Annotated in this window: 15 protein-coding genes; 10 read left to right on the plus strand and 5 right to left on the minus strand. The window is 61.6% G+C overall.

Annotated elements, in window-relative coordinates; translation table 11 throughout:
• Positions 1-10: 10 nt before the first annotated feature.
• Both EOW68_RS05375 and EOW68_RS05380 read right to left on the minus strand, forming a co-directional pair.
• Positions 11-616, minus strand: a complete 606-nt coding sequence (locus tag EOW68_RS05375; RefSeq protein ID WP_128224131.1) for a hypothetical protein — start codon at positions 614-616, stop codon at positions 11-13.
• Positions 617-686: 70 nt separating this feature from the next.
• The gene (locus tag EOW68_RS05380; protein ID WP_128224132.1) at positions 687-1178 is read right to left on the minus strand and encodes a hypothetical protein; all 492 of its coding nucleotides are present in this window, start codon (positions 1176-1178) and stop codon (positions 687-689) included.
• An 85-nt stretch (positions 1179-1263) separates the two neighbouring features.
• Here EOW68_RS05380 and EOW68_RS05385 point away from each other — a divergent pair, with 85 nt between their 5' ends.
• From EOW68_RS05385 to EOW68_RS05420, 8 genes are all read left to right on the plus strand, one after another.
• Positions 1264-1734, plus strand: coding sequence for a DUF7311 family protein (locus EOW68_RS05385; protein ID WP_128224133.1), 471 nt, complete (start codon positions 1264-1266; stop codon positions 1732-1734).
• A 30-nt stretch (positions 1735-1764) separates the two neighbouring features.
• Positions 1765-2238, plus strand: coding sequence for a DUF7285 family protein (locus EOW68_RS05390; protein ID WP_128224134.1), 474 nt, complete (start codon positions 1765-1767; stop codon positions 2236-2238).
• Entirely contained in the window at positions 2235-3176 is a 942-nt protein-coding gene (locus EOW68_RS05395) for a DUF7284 family protein (RefSeq protein ID WP_128224135.1), read from the plus strand. Before EOW68_RS05390 ends, EOW68_RS05395 begins: the two co-directional genes overlap by 4 nt.
• On the plus strand, positions 3173-6742 hold the full coding sequence (locus EOW68_RS05400; protein WP_128224136.1) for a DUF7286 family protein: 3570 nt from the start codon (positions 3173-3175) through the stop codon (positions 6740-6742). Before EOW68_RS05395 ends, EOW68_RS05400 begins: the two co-directional genes overlap by 4 nt.
• A gap of 2 nt (positions 6743-6744) precedes the next feature.
• The gene (locus EOW68_RS05405; RefSeq protein ID WP_128224137.1) at positions 6745-7260 is read left to right on the plus strand and encodes a DUF7283 family protein; all 516 of its coding nucleotides are present in this window, start codon (positions 6745-6747) and stop codon (positions 7258-7260) included.
• 49 nt (positions 7261-7309) lie between these two features.
• Positions 7310-9067 carry a MutS-related protein gene (locus EOW68_RS05410; RefSeq protein ID WP_128224138.1) on the plus strand — a complete coding sequence of 586 codons (1758 nt, stop codon included), beginning with the start codon at positions 7310-7312 and terminating at the stop codon, positions 9065-9067.
• 62 nt (positions 9068-9129) lie between these two features.
• Positions 9130-9573, plus strand: coding sequence for an SRPBCC family protein (locus EOW68_RS05415; protein WP_128224139.1), 444 nt, complete (start codon positions 9130-9132; stop codon positions 9571-9573).
• A 45-nt stretch (positions 9574-9618) separates the two neighbouring features.
• Complete coding sequence (locus tag EOW68_RS05420; protein ID WP_128224140.1) at positions 9619-9819, plus strand: hypothetical protein; 201 nt, start codon at positions 9619-9621, stop codon at positions 9817-9819.
• A gap of 18 nt (positions 9820-9837) precedes the next feature.
• On the opposite strand, the gene EOW68_RS05425 is transcribed toward EOW68_RS05420, so the two are convergent.
• The 3 genes from EOW68_RS05425 to EOW68_RS05435 form a co-directional block, all read right to left on the minus strand.
• Positions 9838-11364, minus strand: coding sequence for a phytoene desaturase family protein (locus EOW68_RS05425; protein WP_128224141.1), 1527 nt, complete (start codon positions 11362-11364; stop codon positions 9838-9840).
• A gap of 129 nt (positions 11365-11493) precedes the next feature.
• The gene (locus EOW68_RS05430; protein ID WP_128224142.1) at positions 11494-12531 is read right to left on the minus strand and encodes a Brp/Blh family beta-carotene 15,15'-dioxygenase; all 1038 of its coding nucleotides are present in this window, start codon (positions 12529-12531) and stop codon (positions 11494-11496) included.
• Positions 12532-12659: 128 nt separating this feature from the next.
• The gene (locus EOW68_RS05435) at positions 12660-13064 is read right to left on the minus strand and encodes a helix-turn-helix domain-containing protein (RefSeq protein ID WP_431358759.1); all 405 of its coding nucleotides are present in this window, start codon (positions 13062-13064) and stop codon (positions 12660-12662) included.
• A 225-nt stretch (positions 13065-13289) separates the two neighbouring features.
• Here EOW68_RS05435 and EOW68_RS05440 point away from each other — a divergent pair, with 225 nt between their 5' ends.
• Both EOW68_RS05440 and hisS read left to right on the plus strand, forming a co-directional pair.
• Complete coding sequence (locus EOW68_RS05440; RefSeq protein ID WP_128224143.1) at positions 13290-16160, plus strand: bacterio-opsin activator domain-containing protein; 2871 nt, start codon at positions 13290-13292, stop codon at positions 16158-16160.
• A gap of 63 nt (positions 16161-16223) precedes the next feature.
• The gene (gene hisS / locus EOW68_RS05445) at positions 16224-17531 is read left to right on the plus strand and encodes a histidine--tRNA ligase (RefSeq protein WP_128224144.1); all 1308 of its coding nucleotides are present in this window, start codon (positions 16224-16226) and stop codon (positions 17529-17531) included.
• Positions 17532-17546: the final 15 nt, after the last annotated feature.

Consider the following 17546-nt stretch of genomic DNA (forward strand, 5'->3'; position numbering starts at 1 on the left):
GTTGGGGCTCCTACTCGACTGAGAATGTCAGCCGCTGGCTGTCGCCGAAGATCGTCAGCTTTTGAATTACTTCGGCAACTTCGACACCGGACGGGAGCTGTTCGACCAGGGTCACGACTCGCGCACGCCGGTCCGGCTCGATCTCGACCTGTCGGATGTGACAGCCTGGCCCGAGTTGTGAGGGATCGACCGAGAGCTTGGAGGGCTGGTAGGTGTAGTCGTCGGTCCCGATGAATCGTGTTCGGGAGGGACGCCACTTGATCGAATGTCGTCCGGTGTTTTCCAGATCGAACGTCGCAATCGAACGGGTTTCCTCTGGGTCGTGACCGAGGCCGAGCTGGTGATCGTAGACGTACTCGTGGATGTCGACCCGGGGAACACCGACCAGTGTCGCAGTGATCGACTCCGAGTCGACTGTCACCGAGCGACCAGCGTCGGCGAGATCGGCGACCGTCCCTGCTCCAGAGCCTGATGTACCTGAACCGCGGGATCTGGCAGGTGAATCTCGTTCTCCGGACCTCAACGAGGGGTCCTCCGCCGAGCGAGCCTGTGACCGATCCAGGTTGTACTCGGAACTGTGATACCGTTCGATATCACTCCCATCCTCGTCTCTCATCGAGTGAACCTTCACACGAGCAGTATGAATAGCCTTCGGTGGGTGTAGCGCGTCGGGAACAGCCACCCGGTTATCCAGGTTTGCTGACGGTGATCTCGGGATGGTCTGAACGGACAGTGAACTCGCCGTTGCTCGGTGGCCGAACACCCAGCTCGATGGTTCCCCGCTGCTGGGTTCTCCGGAATGAAACTGGGACGTCCGCCTCTGGCGTATCGCCGATACTCAGTGTGACCTCGTGGGAGTCCGGCCCTGTCTCGAAGGTTTGCGGGCCATCTACGAGAGGCAACGATCGCTCGGAGACGATCACTGTCGACTCAGGGATCGGTTCCCCCTCTGCGGAAACCACAGCAACCGTCACGTCCTGCATCGTGGTCTCCGAATCGAGAACGACCTGGTGGCGCTCGGGTTCGACTGTAACTGCAGTTTGCTGGGTTTCTTCGACTGTATCGAGCATCGGGACGAGGAGGCTCATCGCTGCTGCGCCGACAGTGACGGCAACGACGAGTCTGATCGGCATCCCCTCGACGGCCCGGCTATCGCTACGGATCGAATTGCGACGCACGGGGAGAATGGTTCCGTCTCTGTATTTGAATGTTCGTGCAGGGGTCGACGAATGTTTATATCCGATCGGGCGAGCAGAGCAGCCAGTGATCCGATACGTACTGGCGATCTCACTGGCGGTCACAGTGCTGGGCATGACCGCAACTGCGCTCGACCAGGCCGCGGCGGCCAACGCCGAGCGGTCGATCGAAGCCGAAATAGCGACCGTCGAAGCGGCTGCGACGGAATTGCTCGAAGACGAAACGCCGACACCGTCGGCGGCTGGGCCACAGCGAACAGTTGAAATCGACATTCCAGAAGCGTCCGACACTGTCGCCGGAACAGAGCAATTCGTGTTCGAGCCAGCGACAGCGGCGGATGCAACGCGAGTGCGATACAGGGTCGGAAATCGTGCCGAAAAACAGCGTACGCTAGATTTCTTGCTCCGTCACCCGGAGACAGAACAGTTCGATCTGAGCAATCACCGGGGAACAGTACACCTCCGGTTGACACTGAAAACGGACGAAACCGGCGAGCGATACGTCGAAATAACCCTTCTCGAAGAGCCCGACGTTTAAGTGCGATAATGGAACCAGATTGCCTATCCCATGGTAACGCATCCCCGGAGATCGTGTGGTTGCTGGATCAGTCCCGATCGGGGCCAGACCGAACCGCTAGCTGCGCTGGTCTCGGTCGCTGCAGTCTGTTTTGCGGTCAGCCTCTACGCCGGAACTGTGGCCGATATTCTCCCGAAAACGGGAAGCGACCGGGCTGTCGGTGAGCCGGCAGCAGACAGCATCTGGCAGGAGATAAGCGAGGAGGAGATCTACGACAGCAGGACAGATATCGAATCGGCGCTCCCCTCGTCGTCACTGCCCCAGGGATATCGTGTGGCTGTCGAGGTGACAGTCGTCGATGGTCCCTCGATGGCGACTGTCGGGAGCGGCCGGTTCGACGAAACCGGGACGGTCGCAGCGACGGAGCCACCAGAAGGGGCCGAGGTGATCGAACGACCGGTATCGGTCCGACTCCCGTCGGGTGAGATTCGGCCAGGTCGCCTCACTGTGGAGGTGTGGAAATGAGCGATCCGCTACCGCGAGAGCAAATCGGCGAGCGAGCGGTCAATACGGTCGTCGATGTCTCACTGGCGTTGCTGTTCGTCGGGGTAGCAGTAACGACGCTGACGACGGTGCCGTTACAGAACGAGGGGGAATACGATCCACACCAGGCGGAGTATACGGCAGAGACGCTCGGCTCGTCGACGATCAACGTCACCTACTCCGCCGTCGCTGCCGATAGCGCCACCGGCGACCAGATAGACGAGGATACCGAGGGACTGCGCCGGGAAACACACGGATCGATCGCGAGTCTGGCCGGGAGTGTCGCCGTCGCGAAGGGTCGGTTCGACACTGGGCCAGTGCTGACGAACACCGGAAGCGCCTTCGAGAAGGCCCTCGACGAACGAGTGCAGACGGCACTGGTCGAGTCGAGTTTCGAGACCAACGTTACTGCGGTCTGGAAACCGTTCGACAGTGCTTCGATCAGAGGAACAACAGCTGTGGGACAGTCACCACCCGACACCGGAGCCGTATCGACGGCGTCGATGACCGTCCCCAGTACTGTGGAGTCGGTCCGCGAAGACGCAATCGAGGCTGTCGAGCACGGTGGCAGGTACGAAGCTATTGCAGAGCTGCTGGCCGGGGCAGTAATCGAGGGATATCTTCCCGAACTCGAATCGAAACGTGCACTCGAACGAAGCGGCCCAGATCGAACACTCACTCGCCAGCGGTACGAACGGATGGCACGGGCTATCGACGGTGCCGATCCGGACGACGAGAGCGTAGACGAGAATGTAGAGTTGCATTCTGTCGACACAGATTCGGTAAACGAGTATCTCGTCGACCAGCTCACCGATCAGTTCGAAGCCGAGCTGGCAACGACGTTCGAATCACCCGGCGAGGCAGCAGCGGCTGTCTCGGCCGGCGAGGTGACAATCGCTGTGCGGACCTGGCAATCATGAGTGAGAACAACCGACTTCGACGGCTCGTCAGTGACCGGCGTGCCCGGATTCCGTTCGCATTGATCGGGATTTTGCTGCTAGTCTCTGCTGGCGTGCTGGTCCTCCAGATCGACACGCAGGAGCAATCGATGGAGTCACTCGACAGGGATAGCGCGATGGAGCGGACAGACGCTGCAGTCCAGACCGCGACACGCGATGCCGTCAGTCAGGCGAGCGAACGGGCAACCCAGCAACCGCTGACGGAGACGGCAGACACCGAGTTCGGGGAAGTCCTCGATACTTACGGCGGAAGGCTGACCGAGGATGACGATCCCTTCCCTGCTTACCTGCGGGCGATGATCTATCTGGAAGCACAGGAAACGCTCGAAACGGCCGGCCAGGACGTTGGCGGTGTCGAAACGGAGGTTTCACTGCCGAGGATTACCGATGCTGAATCCCTCGGAGAGGCAATCGATCGCGTGGAACTCACGCCTCGGGGCAGCAATCCAGATCTCGAAACTGGCCTCGTTCGGGTAACACTCTCCGACGTTACCACCGTCCTGCGAACGGATGGCGAGGTGATCGACAGTCAGACAGAGACAGTGACTGTGACGGTTCCGACACCCGTCATTCAGCTTCACGAGCGTACTGAACGGTTCCAGGATCGCCTCGAGGCTGGTGTCACCGAGCCTGGTTTCAGCCAGCGGTTCAACGCCGGAATCTACACACTCGGCTGGATCCGTGGCTACGCCCAGTACAACGGTATGCCCGTGACCGAGGTGATTGCGGATCGCCACATCGTCCCGACGGCAAACACGGCTATCTACGAGACACAGCAGGACGTGTTCGGTACAACTGATCCACAGCTCGACAACGCGCTTCAAAAAGGATGGCTCTGTACATTCATGCAGGATACCCAGGGAATCTACAACGGTGACAACCGTTCAATAACCAGAGACTACGCCGAGGATCTCTGCGATGCGAGCGGGTGGCTGTTCGGCGATCAGGCGACGGGAGAGCTACCCAACGGGTCGAATCCGACCGATTTCATCGGGCAACCGCCAGGGATCGACGCAACGGAGAAACTGGGTGTAAACGAAACTGCCTATCTCCCGCTTCGTGAACTGGCATCGCCAGGCGGTGAACACTCCGTCGAGAGCGCACTCGATCGCATCTTCGAAATCGAAGCGGAAATGGAGACGATACTCACGGACGTCTCACCGCCGGAATTCACGCACGATCCCCCGAGCAGATACGGTTCCGGGGACGGACGCCGGCTGTCGAGAACGAACGAAGGGACGAGGGTCCACGTCACGAATATTTCCGAGGGGAGCAGTCCAGAACACTACTACACGATCAGCGGCGATGCGAGGATCAGAGTCGAAGAGGTGAGAGAACACACTGACTACGGCGAGGGGGAGAGACATTTCACGACAACGAGTGATACGGGGACCCTCAGTGCAGAGTTCGAAATTCACGTCACCGAGTCCGAGACAGCACCAGCGGCCAACATCGATGCCTATCAGCAGACCAGCGGTGGGACAGTCGAAATCGAGCCCGAGCACAAGTACGAACCGGGGCCCGGTAAGGGGGAAAGAGCGGAACAGACCGTCCCCGGTGGGACCGGTCCCGAGGGATTCGAGAACTACGACGGTGCAGAGAACCAGATTTTGCGGGCGTTCGCTGGCGGGACGAGTCGGAGTCAGCTCTCAGACTGGCTGGAAACTCGGTGGGCAGATGCGATCTCTGACGGCGATCTGCGGGCTCACGAAACTCGGAATGTGGGTATCAACCAGTCCTCGGTTTCTGAAAGCCATATAACAGCGGTAGTGAGCCGGGATATAACGACGATCCAGGAAGATATCAGCGACATCATCATCGAGTACGAGCGAACGGATCTCGTTCACGACAGTAAGGGCACCGGCCCGTACGGCAAACTACTGGAGGCGGTTCGAGCGGAGAAAGAGAGTTATCTGACACAGGATCAACCGTACGAGAACGTCGGACAAAAGATCGTCTACGAGACACGATACGCCTACTTCGAGAGTCTGGAGTCGGATCTCGAAGATCTCGAATCAGCAAACAACGAAGCACTGGGCGCACTCGACGGCGAACTCGACGGTCTCGGTCTCGACACTGTCGCGAGCTATCTCCAGCAGGGTGTGACCGCAACGCCACCGGAGTCAGTGCCACTCGAATCATCCTCACTGACTGGCAACATCAGCTACGAGATCTCCGGCTCTCCGACCTACCTCGTCGCGGAGAACGTGACCACCCACGAAGTGCCAGCGGTGAAAAACGATATCGATGCGTTCGCACCGCTTGCGACAAGAAACAGGAACTATCTCAAATTACCCTACGAGTCCGTCGCGAAGGGGGTACTCGATCGGATCGGGGCGGTAATCGGGCTCGGCGACACGGATGCGAAACTGACGCTTCGAATGGCCGGAGAGGCCTTGCAGGCGGGCGAACTGGCCGAAACCGCAGCACAGACAGAGACAACCCAGTCGTACGCAGACGACGAACGACTCCAGGAGAAGACCGAGACACTCGAATCAGGAGTGGACTCGGCACTCGATCAGTTCCAGACGGACGTCACCGACCAGATCCTGATCCATCTCTACCCGGACGATATCAGACTCCCCTGTACTGGCGGCTGTCGGAGGTCGACGACAGCCCACATCGAGGGCGAGTTCGGCGACGGAGTCGCCTGTTCCCACGGGACCTGTACGTACGAAATCGATCCTGTCGAGGTGTGTGAGTCGTTGTCTTGTGAGATCCGGAAAAACTCGACCGCCGAAAGAAGCCGACCACAGATCGACGCTGCAACGCGGCAAGCTCTCGAAAACTACGGGACGGACCGGGCTGGGACAGCAGTCGCGATCGGTGAGGGGAATATCACCGAGCCACTTGTCACAGCAGTCTTCGAGAGCGTCGACGATACGGAGTATCGGCCGGAGTACACCAGATCGGTACCAGACGAGCAGTGGCGAGCTCACGTTTCCTCGGCAGTCCGTCCCGCAGTCACCCAGGCGACCAACAGTGCTGCGGTGAGAATCGGCGACACCGGGACAGTCGAGAATCTCGACGAAGAAATCAGGGAAGCTCTCGAAAGCGTGTCGGGTGATATCGTCGAGGAACGCCTGGAGGATCGTCTCAGCGGGAAGGCGTTTGATATCGATCGGTACGATGACTGGGTGAACGGTATCGATACACCAGTCCGCGTCCCGGCTGGGATGCCAGTGCTCCCACTACCCAGCCACTGGGTTGCAACGGCCAACGTCTGGGATATCCAGGTCGACGGGGAGTACGCCCGGTTCGAGGTAACCGCGAACATGGGATCGCCAGAGACGGGCGGGAAGACGACGTACGTCCGCGAACAGCAGACAGTCACACGTGAGATCGGTGACGAGTCCAGAACACTCGGAACTGTCGAGCCGATCGACTTCTCGGGGCGCTCGGCACTCGTCGTCGTCGTCCCACCGGGTGGCATCGGTGTCGGTGACCGTGACGACGACGGCCCGGACTGTTCACCGACCTGGCCTGTAACCGGCGTCGTCTCGGAGGGAGAAATCGAGTGTGGATAGGAATGGAGTTGGAAACACCAGCGGATGCCTGGTACGTCTGGGTCGGTGTGGCAATCGTCAGTGTCGGTGTCGCAGGCGTCGCACTCGGAGTTCCTTCCCAGCCACCACCGGATGCGACCGAAGCCGCGAATGCGATCGATCGGGTGGCAGTGAGTCAGTACGGTGCGAGCGCCAGTTTCGACCACGACGCCGACGCAGTACGGATCGGGCCGAAACAGATCGCACTGCGAAACGACGGCGACACAACCCACGCAAGTATCGCCGTGGGCTCGATGACGCCAGTCTTCGAGACGAAGGGTGGACTACACCGGGCCGCGACTGCCCTCGTAGACGGCGAGCCAGCCCCGCGGGTCGTCGCCGAGTCTAGTTTCGATAGCGAGCGAGCACTACGCGAAGCGCTCGAGGATGCCAGGCTACGTATCGACCGGGAGGGCACAAACTGGCGAGCAGCGGAGGGCAAGCTCCGTGTTCGTGCAGTCCGTCTCGGTGATGAGACAGTTGTTCTGGTCGACGCCTGAGCACGCCGAGAAGAAATACCTAAGAGCGTGGCACTGCCTTGTGCAGTCGATGCGACTGGAGGAGTACTGGGGAATCGGGCCCAAGACCCGAGACCTCCTGGCCGAGAATCTCGGGGTTGAGGCCGCACTCGAAGCGATCGAGACCGCCGACATCCGTGCGTTGACCGATGCCGGACTCCCCCGTGGGCGGGCAACACGCATTCTGCGACACGCCCACGGTGGCGAAGCGATGGACGTGCTGGCGACACGGGATGCCCGCCAGGTGTACAAACAGCTACTCGATATCGTGAGCAGCTACGCGGTCACGGCCGACGCGGGCGACCGGATCCGTATCCTGACACCACTTTCGGACCGGGAGGCGATGGCCGACCGACTCGAAGACGTCCGGATCGCCCGGGAGACCTGGACGGAACTCACCGAGGAGGAGCAGGCTGCGGTCATGGATGCCTTCGAGAACTACGACGACTCCGAACGCGACAGACGAGCAGCAGTGCAGACCGCACTCGATCTGCAGGACATCGGTGTGGATTCGGGTGTGTTCGCACCGCTTTCCGCTCTCGACGAATCAGAACTGCGCGATGCCGTCGCCGCGCTGACCGGGCTGCGGGGTGAGGGCAGCCGGGTCGGCGAAGGCGCAGACGACAGACTCGACGAACTCCGCGACCAGCTCGGACGGGTCGAGGACATGAGTGCAACCCCCGAATCCCTCGTGGAGGAGGTCCAGTCCGGCGCCCGCGGGACCGACCAGCTACGTGAGGCACTCGCCCGCGAGATTGCGAACGAGACCGGAATCGATCTCGGACGAGTCAGAGATGCGATGGTGACAGAAGCAGTCGATGCGCGCGCATTCGCCGGCGAGACACTCAGGGGGCTGGCCAATGGGCTCCGGGAAGATGTCGAAACGCGCGAACGGGAGGTCGCGACGGAGTACGAGGAGATACTGGACGCGGCGAGTGCAGCGATCGATCAGGCTGTCACGGCAGTCGACGACATCGCGCTGTCGGTCTCACTGGCCAGATTTGCGACCACGTTCGATCTGGTCGAGCCCACGTTCAGCGACGACCAGGTAGCTGGTGTCGTGAACGCGCGGAATCTCTTTCTCGAAGATAGCGGGCAGTCGGTCCAGCCGATCACCTACGCCGTCGGCGACCACTCGCTTTCGGTGCCTGGCGCGACCGTCCCACCGCAGGGCGACCGTGTCGCAGTGTTGACCGGCGCGAACAGCGGCGGGAAGACGACATTGCTCGAAACGCTGGCGCAGGTTCAGTTACTGGCACAGATGGGGCTCCCGGTGCCAGCGGACAGCGCCGAGCTCCAGGTCGTCGAATCGATCGTCTTCCACCGCCGTCACGCGAGTTTCAACGCTGGCGTTCTGGAGTCGACGCTCCGGTCTGTCGTTCCGCCGCTGTCCGATCCGGGGCGGACGCTGATGCTCGTCGACGAGTTCGAGGCGATCACAGAGCCCGGTAGTGCTGCCGACCTCCTCCACGGGCTCGTGACGCTCACAGTCGACAAGGAGGCTCTCGGTGTATTCGTCACCCACCTCGCAGACGATCTGGAACCGCTCCCGGAGGAGGCCCGCGTCGACGGGATTTTCGCCGAAGGCCTGACCCAGGATCTCGAACTGAAAGTCGACTACCAGCCCCGCTTCGAGACAGTCGGTCGGTCGACGCCGGAGTTCATCGTCTCACGACTCGTCGCGGATGCGAGCGACCGAAGCGAGCGGGCTGGTTACGAGACGCTCGCGGAAGCCGTCGGTGAGCAGGCCGTCCAGCGGACACTCGTCGACGCGAAGTGGACGGAGTGAGCAGCCGCCAGACCCCAGCGTCTGGATTGAGATTTATTCCTGTCCGGAACTGATTGTCAGATATGGTCTCTGTCAGCGAGAGAATTCAGATCGACCGGCCAGTCGAGGCAGTCTTCGAGTATCTCGACGATCCACGGAATCACGTCGAAATCACGCCGAGTCTCGCGGAGGTCCGAAACATCGAACCGCTCGAAAACGGCGGGAAACGTGTCGAGCACACCTACAAGATGGCGGGCGTCGGCCTCGACGGCGAACTCGTCGAGCAGACTCACGTGGAGAACGAACGGCTGCACTTCGAGATGCGGGGGCGACTCACGGGAGAGATCGATATCACCCTCGAATCTGTCGACGGTGGCACGGAGGTGCGCTACAGCGCGGAGTACGACCTGCCGGGCCGCGTACTCTCGGAGGTGGCGAAACCGTTCGTCAGGCGCTACAACGAACGGGAACTGTCGACGACACTCGAAAACCTGAAAACACGGCTCGAATCCGAGCCGGAGAACTGACCCGGCTGGCACAAGCTACTATGTGAGCCCCATCCAACCGTCAGTATGGAGAAGTACGTTCGGTGGTTCGCAGGGCTGGACCAGTACCAGCAGTTGTTGCTCGCCTTCGGCTTCGTTCTCGGGATCGCTGCGTTCGGTACAGCCGCTGCGACGGACAACCCTGTCTTTCTGGCACTGGCCTTGTTCTGGTTCGTCGTCGCACCCGCAGCTGTCTGGGTCATCGACGCCTACGAAGACAACGAGTGAGCGTCGGTCGAGTCTCTCTCAGGCAGTGTAACCGATGAAACTCCGGATCGGCCCCGACTCCGACGCATCTTCGACGATCGTTTCCGTGACGTGCTCACCACTCAACAGACACATCGGGACGCCGATCCCCGGATTCGTGTCCCCGCCGACGTAGTAGAGGCGGTCGACGCCGGGAGCACGATGCGAGGGACGCATCGGACCGGTCTGGAACAGCGTGTGTGCCATCCCGAGTGCGGTTCCCCGGGGCTTGTTGAACTGCTCGCGGTACTCCGAGACACAGATCTCGCGCTCGAAGGCAATCCGACCACAGAGGTCGGTATCGGCGTGGTCGGCAAGTGAATCGAGTACCCTGGTGCGCATCCGCTCGCGTGCCTCCTCTGTGTCTGCGAGTCCGGGTGCAATCGGGACGAGCACCACGACAGTCTCGTGACCCGAGGGCACAGCAGTCGGATCGGTCTTCGATGGGACGTTCACGTAGTAGGACGGCTCGGCGGGCCACTGCTGGGTCTCGAAAATCGACTCGAAGTGATCGTCCCACTCCGGCGGCAAGACGAGCGTGTGGTGTTCGAGTTCCGGGAGGTCGCCCTCGACGCCGAGATACAGCATGTACGCTGAGGGTGCGTAGGTGCGATCTGTCCAGTAACCCTCGTCGCGGTCGTGCATCTCCGGGCCGAGTAACTCCCGTTCGACGTGGGCTGCCGGCGCGTTACAGACGACACGATCGTGTGTCACGGTCGCTGTCGCCGTCTGCACGGTCACACCATCGGGGACTGGCTGCAGCCCGGTCACTTCGGTCTCGGTCTGGATCTCGGCTCCGGCGTCGCGGGCGACAGCGGCGATGGCCTCGACGACGGCGTACATCCCACCCTGGGGGTAGTAGACGCCGAGTTCGAAATCGACGTGGCTCATCAGGTTGTACAGCGCCGGGGTGTTGTGCGGGGCACCGCCGAGAAAGACCAGCGTGTACTGTAGAATCTGCTGGAGTTTCGGGTGGTCGACGTACTCGGCGACGTGATCGTCCATCGTCCCCAGCAATGAGAGTCCGCGGGCAGACCGCAACACGTCCAGGGAGAGATAATCCCGGAACCGGGATCGGTTCGGGATCACGAACCGGTTCATCCCGATCTCGTAGGTTTCGGCCGACTGTTCCAGGTAGGATTCGAGCGCTGCCCCCGCGCCGGTTTCGTAGGATTCGAAGATGTCGATTACCTCGCTGGTATCTGCCGGGATCTCCACGCCGTCGCCGTCGGTCCACAGGATGCGGTACTGCGGATCGAGCCGTTCGAGTTTGTAGAAGTCGGTCGGTTCGTAACCGAAGTTTCCGAAAAACCGCTCGAAGAGGTCGGGCATGAGATACCACGACGGCCCGGTATCGAAGCGGAACCCCTCTTCCTCGATGACACCCGCGACGCCGCCGACCTGCGGTTGCTTCTCGTAGACCGTCACGTCGGCACCTTCCGCCGCGAGGTACGCCGCTGCAGTCAGCCCGCCGAAGCCGGCACCCACGATACCGATCGACTCGCCAGCCAGGTGGTTCGAACACATGCGTGGGGGTTAGGATTCGAGTGCCGAGAACGGCGAGCCGGCATATATGGGGGATTGAAAAGCATCACCGGCCCAGTCGATTGACCGGCCAGAACGCGAGCAGCGGCTGACTCGGGCTGGAACGGGTGATCAGGGAACGTACCAGATCCCACGTGATCGATCGAGCCACTGGCCGACGACGACGTGTGGCATCGCGATGAGACAGACGAAAATCGTATAGAAGGCGACGAGTCCGGCGCGGAGACCGGCGTTTGCGAGCGGGTTCGGAGCCAGCCACCACAGCAGCGCAGCCAGCAACCCTGTCGCGAGCGCACCAACGATGAACGTTCCCCAGACGACGACAGACGGGAGTCCATCGTCCGTCTCCGACTGGTCACGATGGACCTGAACGCTCCGGCCGGACTGGCGTAGCGAGTACCACAGTGGGAAGTACAGCCCGATCGAGACCACGACGGGCACGACGGCGAAATAGGCGATCAGAAGCAGTGTTTCGGCGGCGTCACGCCCCCAGGAGCGACTCCAGGGTGCGGAGAGAAAGCCCCAGCCGAGATGTGCAAGGGCAGCAACAGCGTAGCCGCCGAGCAGAATCGGTGTCCCGAACTCGATCCTGCTGATCAGGAGCGGGACCGCTTCCGGGTCGAAGATACTGACCATCAGCGCGGAAAAGGAGATGTAGGTATCCTGCCAGAGCCACAGCGGAACGATCGTGACCGCCCCGCCGCGGACCAGCGCCGCGAGTGCTCGCTGGGGGCGTGACTGCAGATGGGCCGTCCCCACCAGTGCGTCCATGACGTGGAGGTCTCCGTGCCCGCCTTTGGCAACTGCAGTCGCGAACGCGATTCCCAGCGCGAGCACTGGGGCGAGGAAAAACAGGGCGATGAAACTACCCACCGCGAGCAGATAGAGCCCGACGTACCGCAGTCCGAAAGGAAAGCCACGATAGCGGAGATTCGAGAAATGCTCGAAGCCGCCGTGTGGGAGATTCAGCGCGATCATGCCGACCAGATACACCGATAGCTGGATGTCGAGCGACGGCACAGTCCCGAGCAGCGTCGCTGTGCCGAAGCCGGCCATCACCGCGAGCACGGCGAGCCGGGAACTGTACACTGTGAGCTGTTCGATCGACCAGTCCAGCCGCTCGCCAGCCGTCCACGTTCGCGTGCCCATAGTCGAATACAGGGAAAACAGAGAGTTAGTTCGCAGACCCGGGTATTGCGGGGGTTTTTCCGTCGCCGCGATCATCTTCGGGGACTGTCGGAAAGACGTCAGGTGACAGGAAGCTCCCCAGACACAGCTCAGTCGGCGCCAGCAACCATCGAGTTGGCAGCCTGCTTCTCGTCCTGTTTCGTCAGCGTCAGACTGATCCCGGCGTCGTCGTCGACGGTGAGCGAGATGTGTTCGATCTGGAGGGTGTACTCGCTCGTGTGCTGGCCGGTGTTAGAGAGACGGATCCGCTCTTTGAGTAGCCCAACCTCGGTGAGGGCGTCGAGTTTTCGGTAGGCCGTCGACAGCGGGAGATCACAGCGGTCGGACAGTTCACTCGCGGAGTAGGCCTCCTCGCTTGTCGCCTCGATGATCGCCCGGCAGTCGGGGTCCTCCAGCGTTCCGAGCAACTGTTCGATATCCATCTCGGCGGTCAGTTCGGTTTCAGTGTCGCTTCCTGGCCCGACTCCCCGGCCAGCCATCGATGGGTGACTCATACCTCTATATCTGGGTTGCCCCACAACCAGTCCTCACCACAGATATGTGGGTAGTTTTAAATACGGACGGCCGAAAACGGCCGACGGAGCGTCTCTCGTTCGTCCGACGGTGCCACGGTTTCGGCGGTTCGACCTGGTACCAACTTCGGACGACAGTGTCCACCAGTTGAAACGTTTGGGAGTGTTTAAGCCGCCTCATACCTAATAGGTTAGTAATTTCAGCCAATGAGTATCACAGTTCTCGTCGTCGGGGGTTGCAGACAGCGTCGCGACAGCGTCGCGACAGCGCTGTCGGCGGCCGGATTCGAGACCGAAACGGCGACAAAAGCGACAGGGTCAGAGGCCGTTGACTGTCTGGTCTACGGACTACCGGCAGAACGCCACAGTGACGCCGAACAGATCGTGAGACAGCTTTCCGACCCCCAACAGCCAGCGATCCGGTGCCCGGAGAGTTCAGACGTGGCCGCATCGATTCCCACGACAGATATCGAATCAGTCGTCAGCTCCGACAGCGAGGCGGTACGGGCTGATCGCACTCGGGAGCTATCCGGAAACCGGCCACTCGTCGCTGACGGTGGAACAGCCCTCGGAGAGACGGAGTTTCCACTCGAACGCCTCCACGAGATCGCGACAGACCGGGAGCTGTCGCGGTCGGAGAAGATCGACGCGCTGTTGACTGCCGGCAAAGACAGGCTCGAAACGAGCGATGCGTTTCTCACCCGGATCGAGGGAGAGACTCAGGAGGTCATCAGAAGTGTCGGAGAGCATCCCGAACTTACGCCGGGGACGAAAGCTCCACTCTCGGAAACGTACTGCCAGTACACGATCGATCGTGAGGAGCCACTGTCCGTGCGCGACGCCGAATCGAGCGAGGTGATCGAACAAAAGCCCTACGACAGATTCGGACTGCGGTGTTATCTCGGAACGACAATCCACGTAAACGGCGACGCCTACGGGACAGTCTGTTTCGTCGATACCGAGCCTGGAGACTCGGCGTTCGACGCACACGAACAGACCTTTCTGAAGGTGTTGACCGACTGGATCAGCTATCTCCTCGAACAGCAGGTCTACGAGCACGAACTCGACCAGCAACGGGCGTTCACGGAGAGTCTGATGGATAGTCTGCCTGATCCGCTGTACGCCACCGACGAGAAGGGAAGGCTGCGCCGCTGGAACAGCCGTTTCGAGGAGACGATCGGCTCGGGCGAGATCGAGGGCAGACAGCTCACGGAGTTCGTCGCCGAGGACCACAGCGCGGCCTTCGACGAGGCCATCTCGACGGCGCTTTCGGGCGAACAGAGTTCGGTGGAAGCCGCCGTCGAAACCGGCGACGAGGAAGTGACGCCGTTCGAGTTTTCCAGCGGACCGCTCAGGGACGAGACAGGAGCGATCACCGGTGTCGCCGGCGTCGGACGCGATATCACGGAACGACGACGGCAGCGCGAACGTCTCTCCGGAATTCTCGACACGACACGATCCCTGATGCAGGCGCGTGACCGCGATCACGTCGCAGAGATCGCAGTCAACGCCGCGAAAGAGTTGCTCGGCTTCGACATCGGCGTCTTCCGGCTGTACAACAGCGAGGAGCAAACGCTCGAACCGGCAGCGGCGACGGCGGAGACGATCGAACTGCTCGGCGAGCGGCCAGTGTACGCCGTCGGGGAGGGGAATCCCGGGGAGGTGTTCGCCTCGGGTGAACCCCGCATCGTCGACGACCTCTCGGAGACGGACCTCTCACTCGGGGAGTTAGGCTCTGCGATGTACTATCCGGTCGGTGTCCACGGAACGATGAGCATCTGTGCGACCGAACGGGCAGCCTTCGACGAGACCGACCAGCAGATGCTCGCCCTGCTCGCGACCAGCGCCGCAGCAGCTTGTATGCGAGCCAAACGCGAACAGGACGTCCGTGAGGCACAGGAACACACCGAACGTGTGCTCGATCGGGTCAACGGGCTCGTTCAGGACACCGTCGAGGTGCTGGTGCAGGCGACCACGCGCGAGGAACTCGAAGACGGCGTCGTAAACCAGCTGTCGAACGCGCCACCGTACACCTTCGCCTGGATCGGCCAGCCGGATGTCGCATCGGAGACGCTCTCGCCGACGGCCTGGGCAGGCGAGGCGTCGCTCCCGGTCGGCGGACGCTCGTTCGACATCGACCGGAACGACGACCCCGTCAGCCTCGCCTTCAGTGGGGAGACACCGCAGGTGTTGCCCGATCTCGGCGATGGATCAGGTGTCTGGTCGGAGCTGACGGCCGACAGCCCCGCCGGCTCGCTGATCGCGATTCCGCTCGTCTACAAAGATGCCAACTACGGCGTCCTCTCGGTCTTCGCGGCCGAAAGCGAGGAGTTCGACGAACGCGAGCGGATCGTGCTCGAATCGCTCGGGCGTGTAATCGCCAACGCGATCAACGCGATCGAACGCGGGAGAATTCTCGACGCGACCGAGATCATCGAACTCGAGTTCGCGATCAACGACCAGGACCTGTTTTTCAGCCGCCTCTCCGCGGCAGCGGAGTGTCAGATCGAGTCGGCTGGCACGGATTATCTCTCGGACGGCCGTGTCCGCCTCTATCTCACAGCGACGGGGATCGAAGGTGAGGCATTCGAATCGATCGTCGCCGAGGACGTGGCAGTCGAGTCGGTGACACTGATCGCCAACCACGACGACGAGTGTTTGCTGGAGGTCGTCGTCGAGGAGTCACTCCTCTCGACACTGACCGAGTACGGTGCCGTCCCCCGTGAGGTCCGGGCAGAAAGCGGCGATGCACGGTTTACCGTCGAACTGCCGTACGAGGCCGAAGCGCGGGAGCTGTTCGAACTGGTCGAGACCCAGTATCCCACGACAGAACTGCTCGGCTACCACGAACGTGAACGCCCCGTCGAGACCCGACAGGAGTTCAAGGCGGCACTCGGCGACCGATTTACCGACCGCCAGGAGACGGCACTCCGGACGGCATACCTGGGTGGCTTTTTCGACTGGCCCCGGGAAGTCGACGGCAACGAACTCGCGGAGGCGATGGATATCGCCCGGCCGACCTACCACCAGCATCTCCGTGCTGCCCAGAAGAAGGTGTTCGAGGAACTGTTCGAGTAGCCAGCGGCCCAGAGTGCTCCCCGAGTAGAAGCTTTCAAGCGAGTGCTCACCGAATCCGGTGACATGTACGACCGAATCAAGGGGTTTCGTGATTTCTATCCCGAGGAGATGCAGTCCAGACGGCAGGTAATGGACACTGTCGAAGCTATCGCGAAGCAGTACGGGTTCCGGGAGATCGGAACACCCGCCCTGGAGTCTGCGGAGATGTACGCCGACAAGAGTGGCGAGGAGATTCTCGAAGAGCTGTACGCCTTCGAGGACAAGGGTGGCCGGTCAGTTGCCCTGACGCCCGAGCTGACACCGACTGTCGCGCGGATGGCCGTCGCGAAACAGCAGGAGCTGTCGAAACCGATCAAGTGGGTCTCGACGCGGCCGTTCTGGCGCTACGAGGAACCCCAGCAGGGTCGCTTCCGGGAGTTCTACCAGACGAACGTCGATATCTTTGGCTCGTCGGACCCCTCGGCCGACGCCGAGATCCTCGCCGTCGCGGCCGACGCGCTCACCTCGCTGGGATTGACGCAGGACGATTTCGATTTCCGCGTTTCACACCGCGATATTCTCGGTGGGCTGCTCGAATCGTTCGAGGGCGATATCGAGACGGGGGCGGCGATCCGAGCCGTCGACAAACGGGCGAAAGTCGATCACGACGAGTACGCAGAGCTACTCGGCGACGCCGGCCTCTCCGAGAGTCAGATCGCCGAGTTCGACGACCTGCTGGATACGCCAGAAGACGATCTGGACGAACTCGTCGCTTTCGCGGGCACAGAACGGGTCGAATCCGCTGTCGAGAACCTGCAGGCAGTGCTCGCTGCGACGGCTGATTTCGGCGTGCGCGAGTACTGTACGCTCTCGCTGACGACAGCCCGCGGGCTGGATTACTACACTGGCGTCGTCTTCGAGTGTTTCGACTCGACGGGAGAGGTCTCCCGCGCCGTATTCGGCGGCGGGCGATACGACGACCTGATCGAAGGCTTCGGTGGCCAGCCGACGCCCGCTGTCGGCTTCGCACCTGGCTACGCGACACTCTCCTTGCTCTGCCAGCGGGCCGGCGTCTGGCCGGAAGAGGAGTTGACGACAGATTATTACGTGCTGCAGGTCGGCGACACCCGCGAGGTGGCCGCCGATATCGCCCGCGAGCTGCGTGAGCGTGGCCACATCGTCGAATCGGACGTGGCCGGTCGGAGTTTCGGTGCACAGCTGGATTACGCCGACAGCATCAACGCCGAAACCGTTGTGATCGTCGGCGAACAAGACCTCGAAGACGACAACGTGACGCTGAAAGATATGGAAAGTGGGGACCAGGTGCACGCAGCTGTCGACTCGTTCCCGGGCGACCACGAGCGCCCGACGTTCGACGATTTTGCCAAGTGAGCAGCTATCACCACC

The organism is Halovenus amylolytica, from assembly GCA_004015825.1.
Lineage (GTDB): Archaea > Halobacteriota > Halobacteria > Halobacteriales > Haloarculaceae > Halovenus > Halovenus amylolytica.

Bases quoted from the DNA above. Each gene is read 5' to 3' on its own strand.
- EOW68_RS05440 (WP_128224143.1), top strand. From the start codon at position 13,290: ATGAGTATCACAGTTCTCGTCGTCGGGGGTTGCAGACAGCGTCGCGAC.
- EOW68_RS05375 (WP_128224131.1), bottom strand. From the start codon at position 616: ATGAGAGACGAGGATGGGAGTGATATCGAACGGTATCACAGTTCCGAG.
- EOW68_RS05400 (WP_128224136.1), top strand. From the start codon at position 3,173: ATGAGTGAGAACAACCGACTTCGACGGCTCGTCAGTGACCGGCGTGCC.
- EOW68_RS05395 (WP_128224135.1), top strand. From the start codon at position 2,235: ATGAGCGATCCGCTACCGCGAGAGCAAATCGGCGAGCGAGCGGTCAAT.
- EOW68_RS05410 (WP_128224138.1), top strand. From the start codon at position 7,310: ATGCGACTGGAGGAGTACTGGGGAATCGGGCCCAAGACCCGAGACCTC.
- EOW68_RS05435 (WP_431358759.1), bottom strand. From the start codon at position 13,064: ATGAGTCACCCATCGATGGCTGGCCGGGGAGTCGGGCCAGGAAGCGAC.
- EOW68_RS05420 (WP_128224140.1), top strand. From the start codon at position 9,619: ATGGAGAAGTACGTTCGGTGGTTCGCAGGGCTGGACCAGTACCAGCAG.
- EOW68_RS05430 (WP_128224142.1), bottom strand. From the start codon at position 12,531: ATGGGCACGCGAACGTGGACGGCTGGCGAGCGGCTGGACTGGTCGATC.
- EOW68_RS05405 (WP_128224137.1), top strand. From the start codon at position 6,745: ATGGAGTTGGAAACACCAGCGGATGCCTGGTACGTCTGGGTCGGTGTG.
- EOW68_RS05390 (WP_128224134.1), top strand. From the start codon at position 1,765: ATGGTAACGCATCCCCGGAGATCGTGTGGTTGCTGGATCAGTCCCGAT.
- hisS (WP_128224144.1), top strand. From the start codon at position 16,224: ATGTACGACCGAATCAAGGGGTTTCGTGATTTCTATCCCGAGGAGATG.
- EOW68_RS05425 (WP_128224141.1), bottom strand. From the start codon at position 11,364: ATGTGTTCGAACCACCTGGCTGGCGAGTCGATCGGTATCGTGGGTGCC.
- EOW68_RS05415 (WP_128224139.1), top strand. From the start codon at position 9,130: ATGGTCTCTGTCAGCGAGAGAATTCAGATCGACCGGCCAGTCGAGGCA.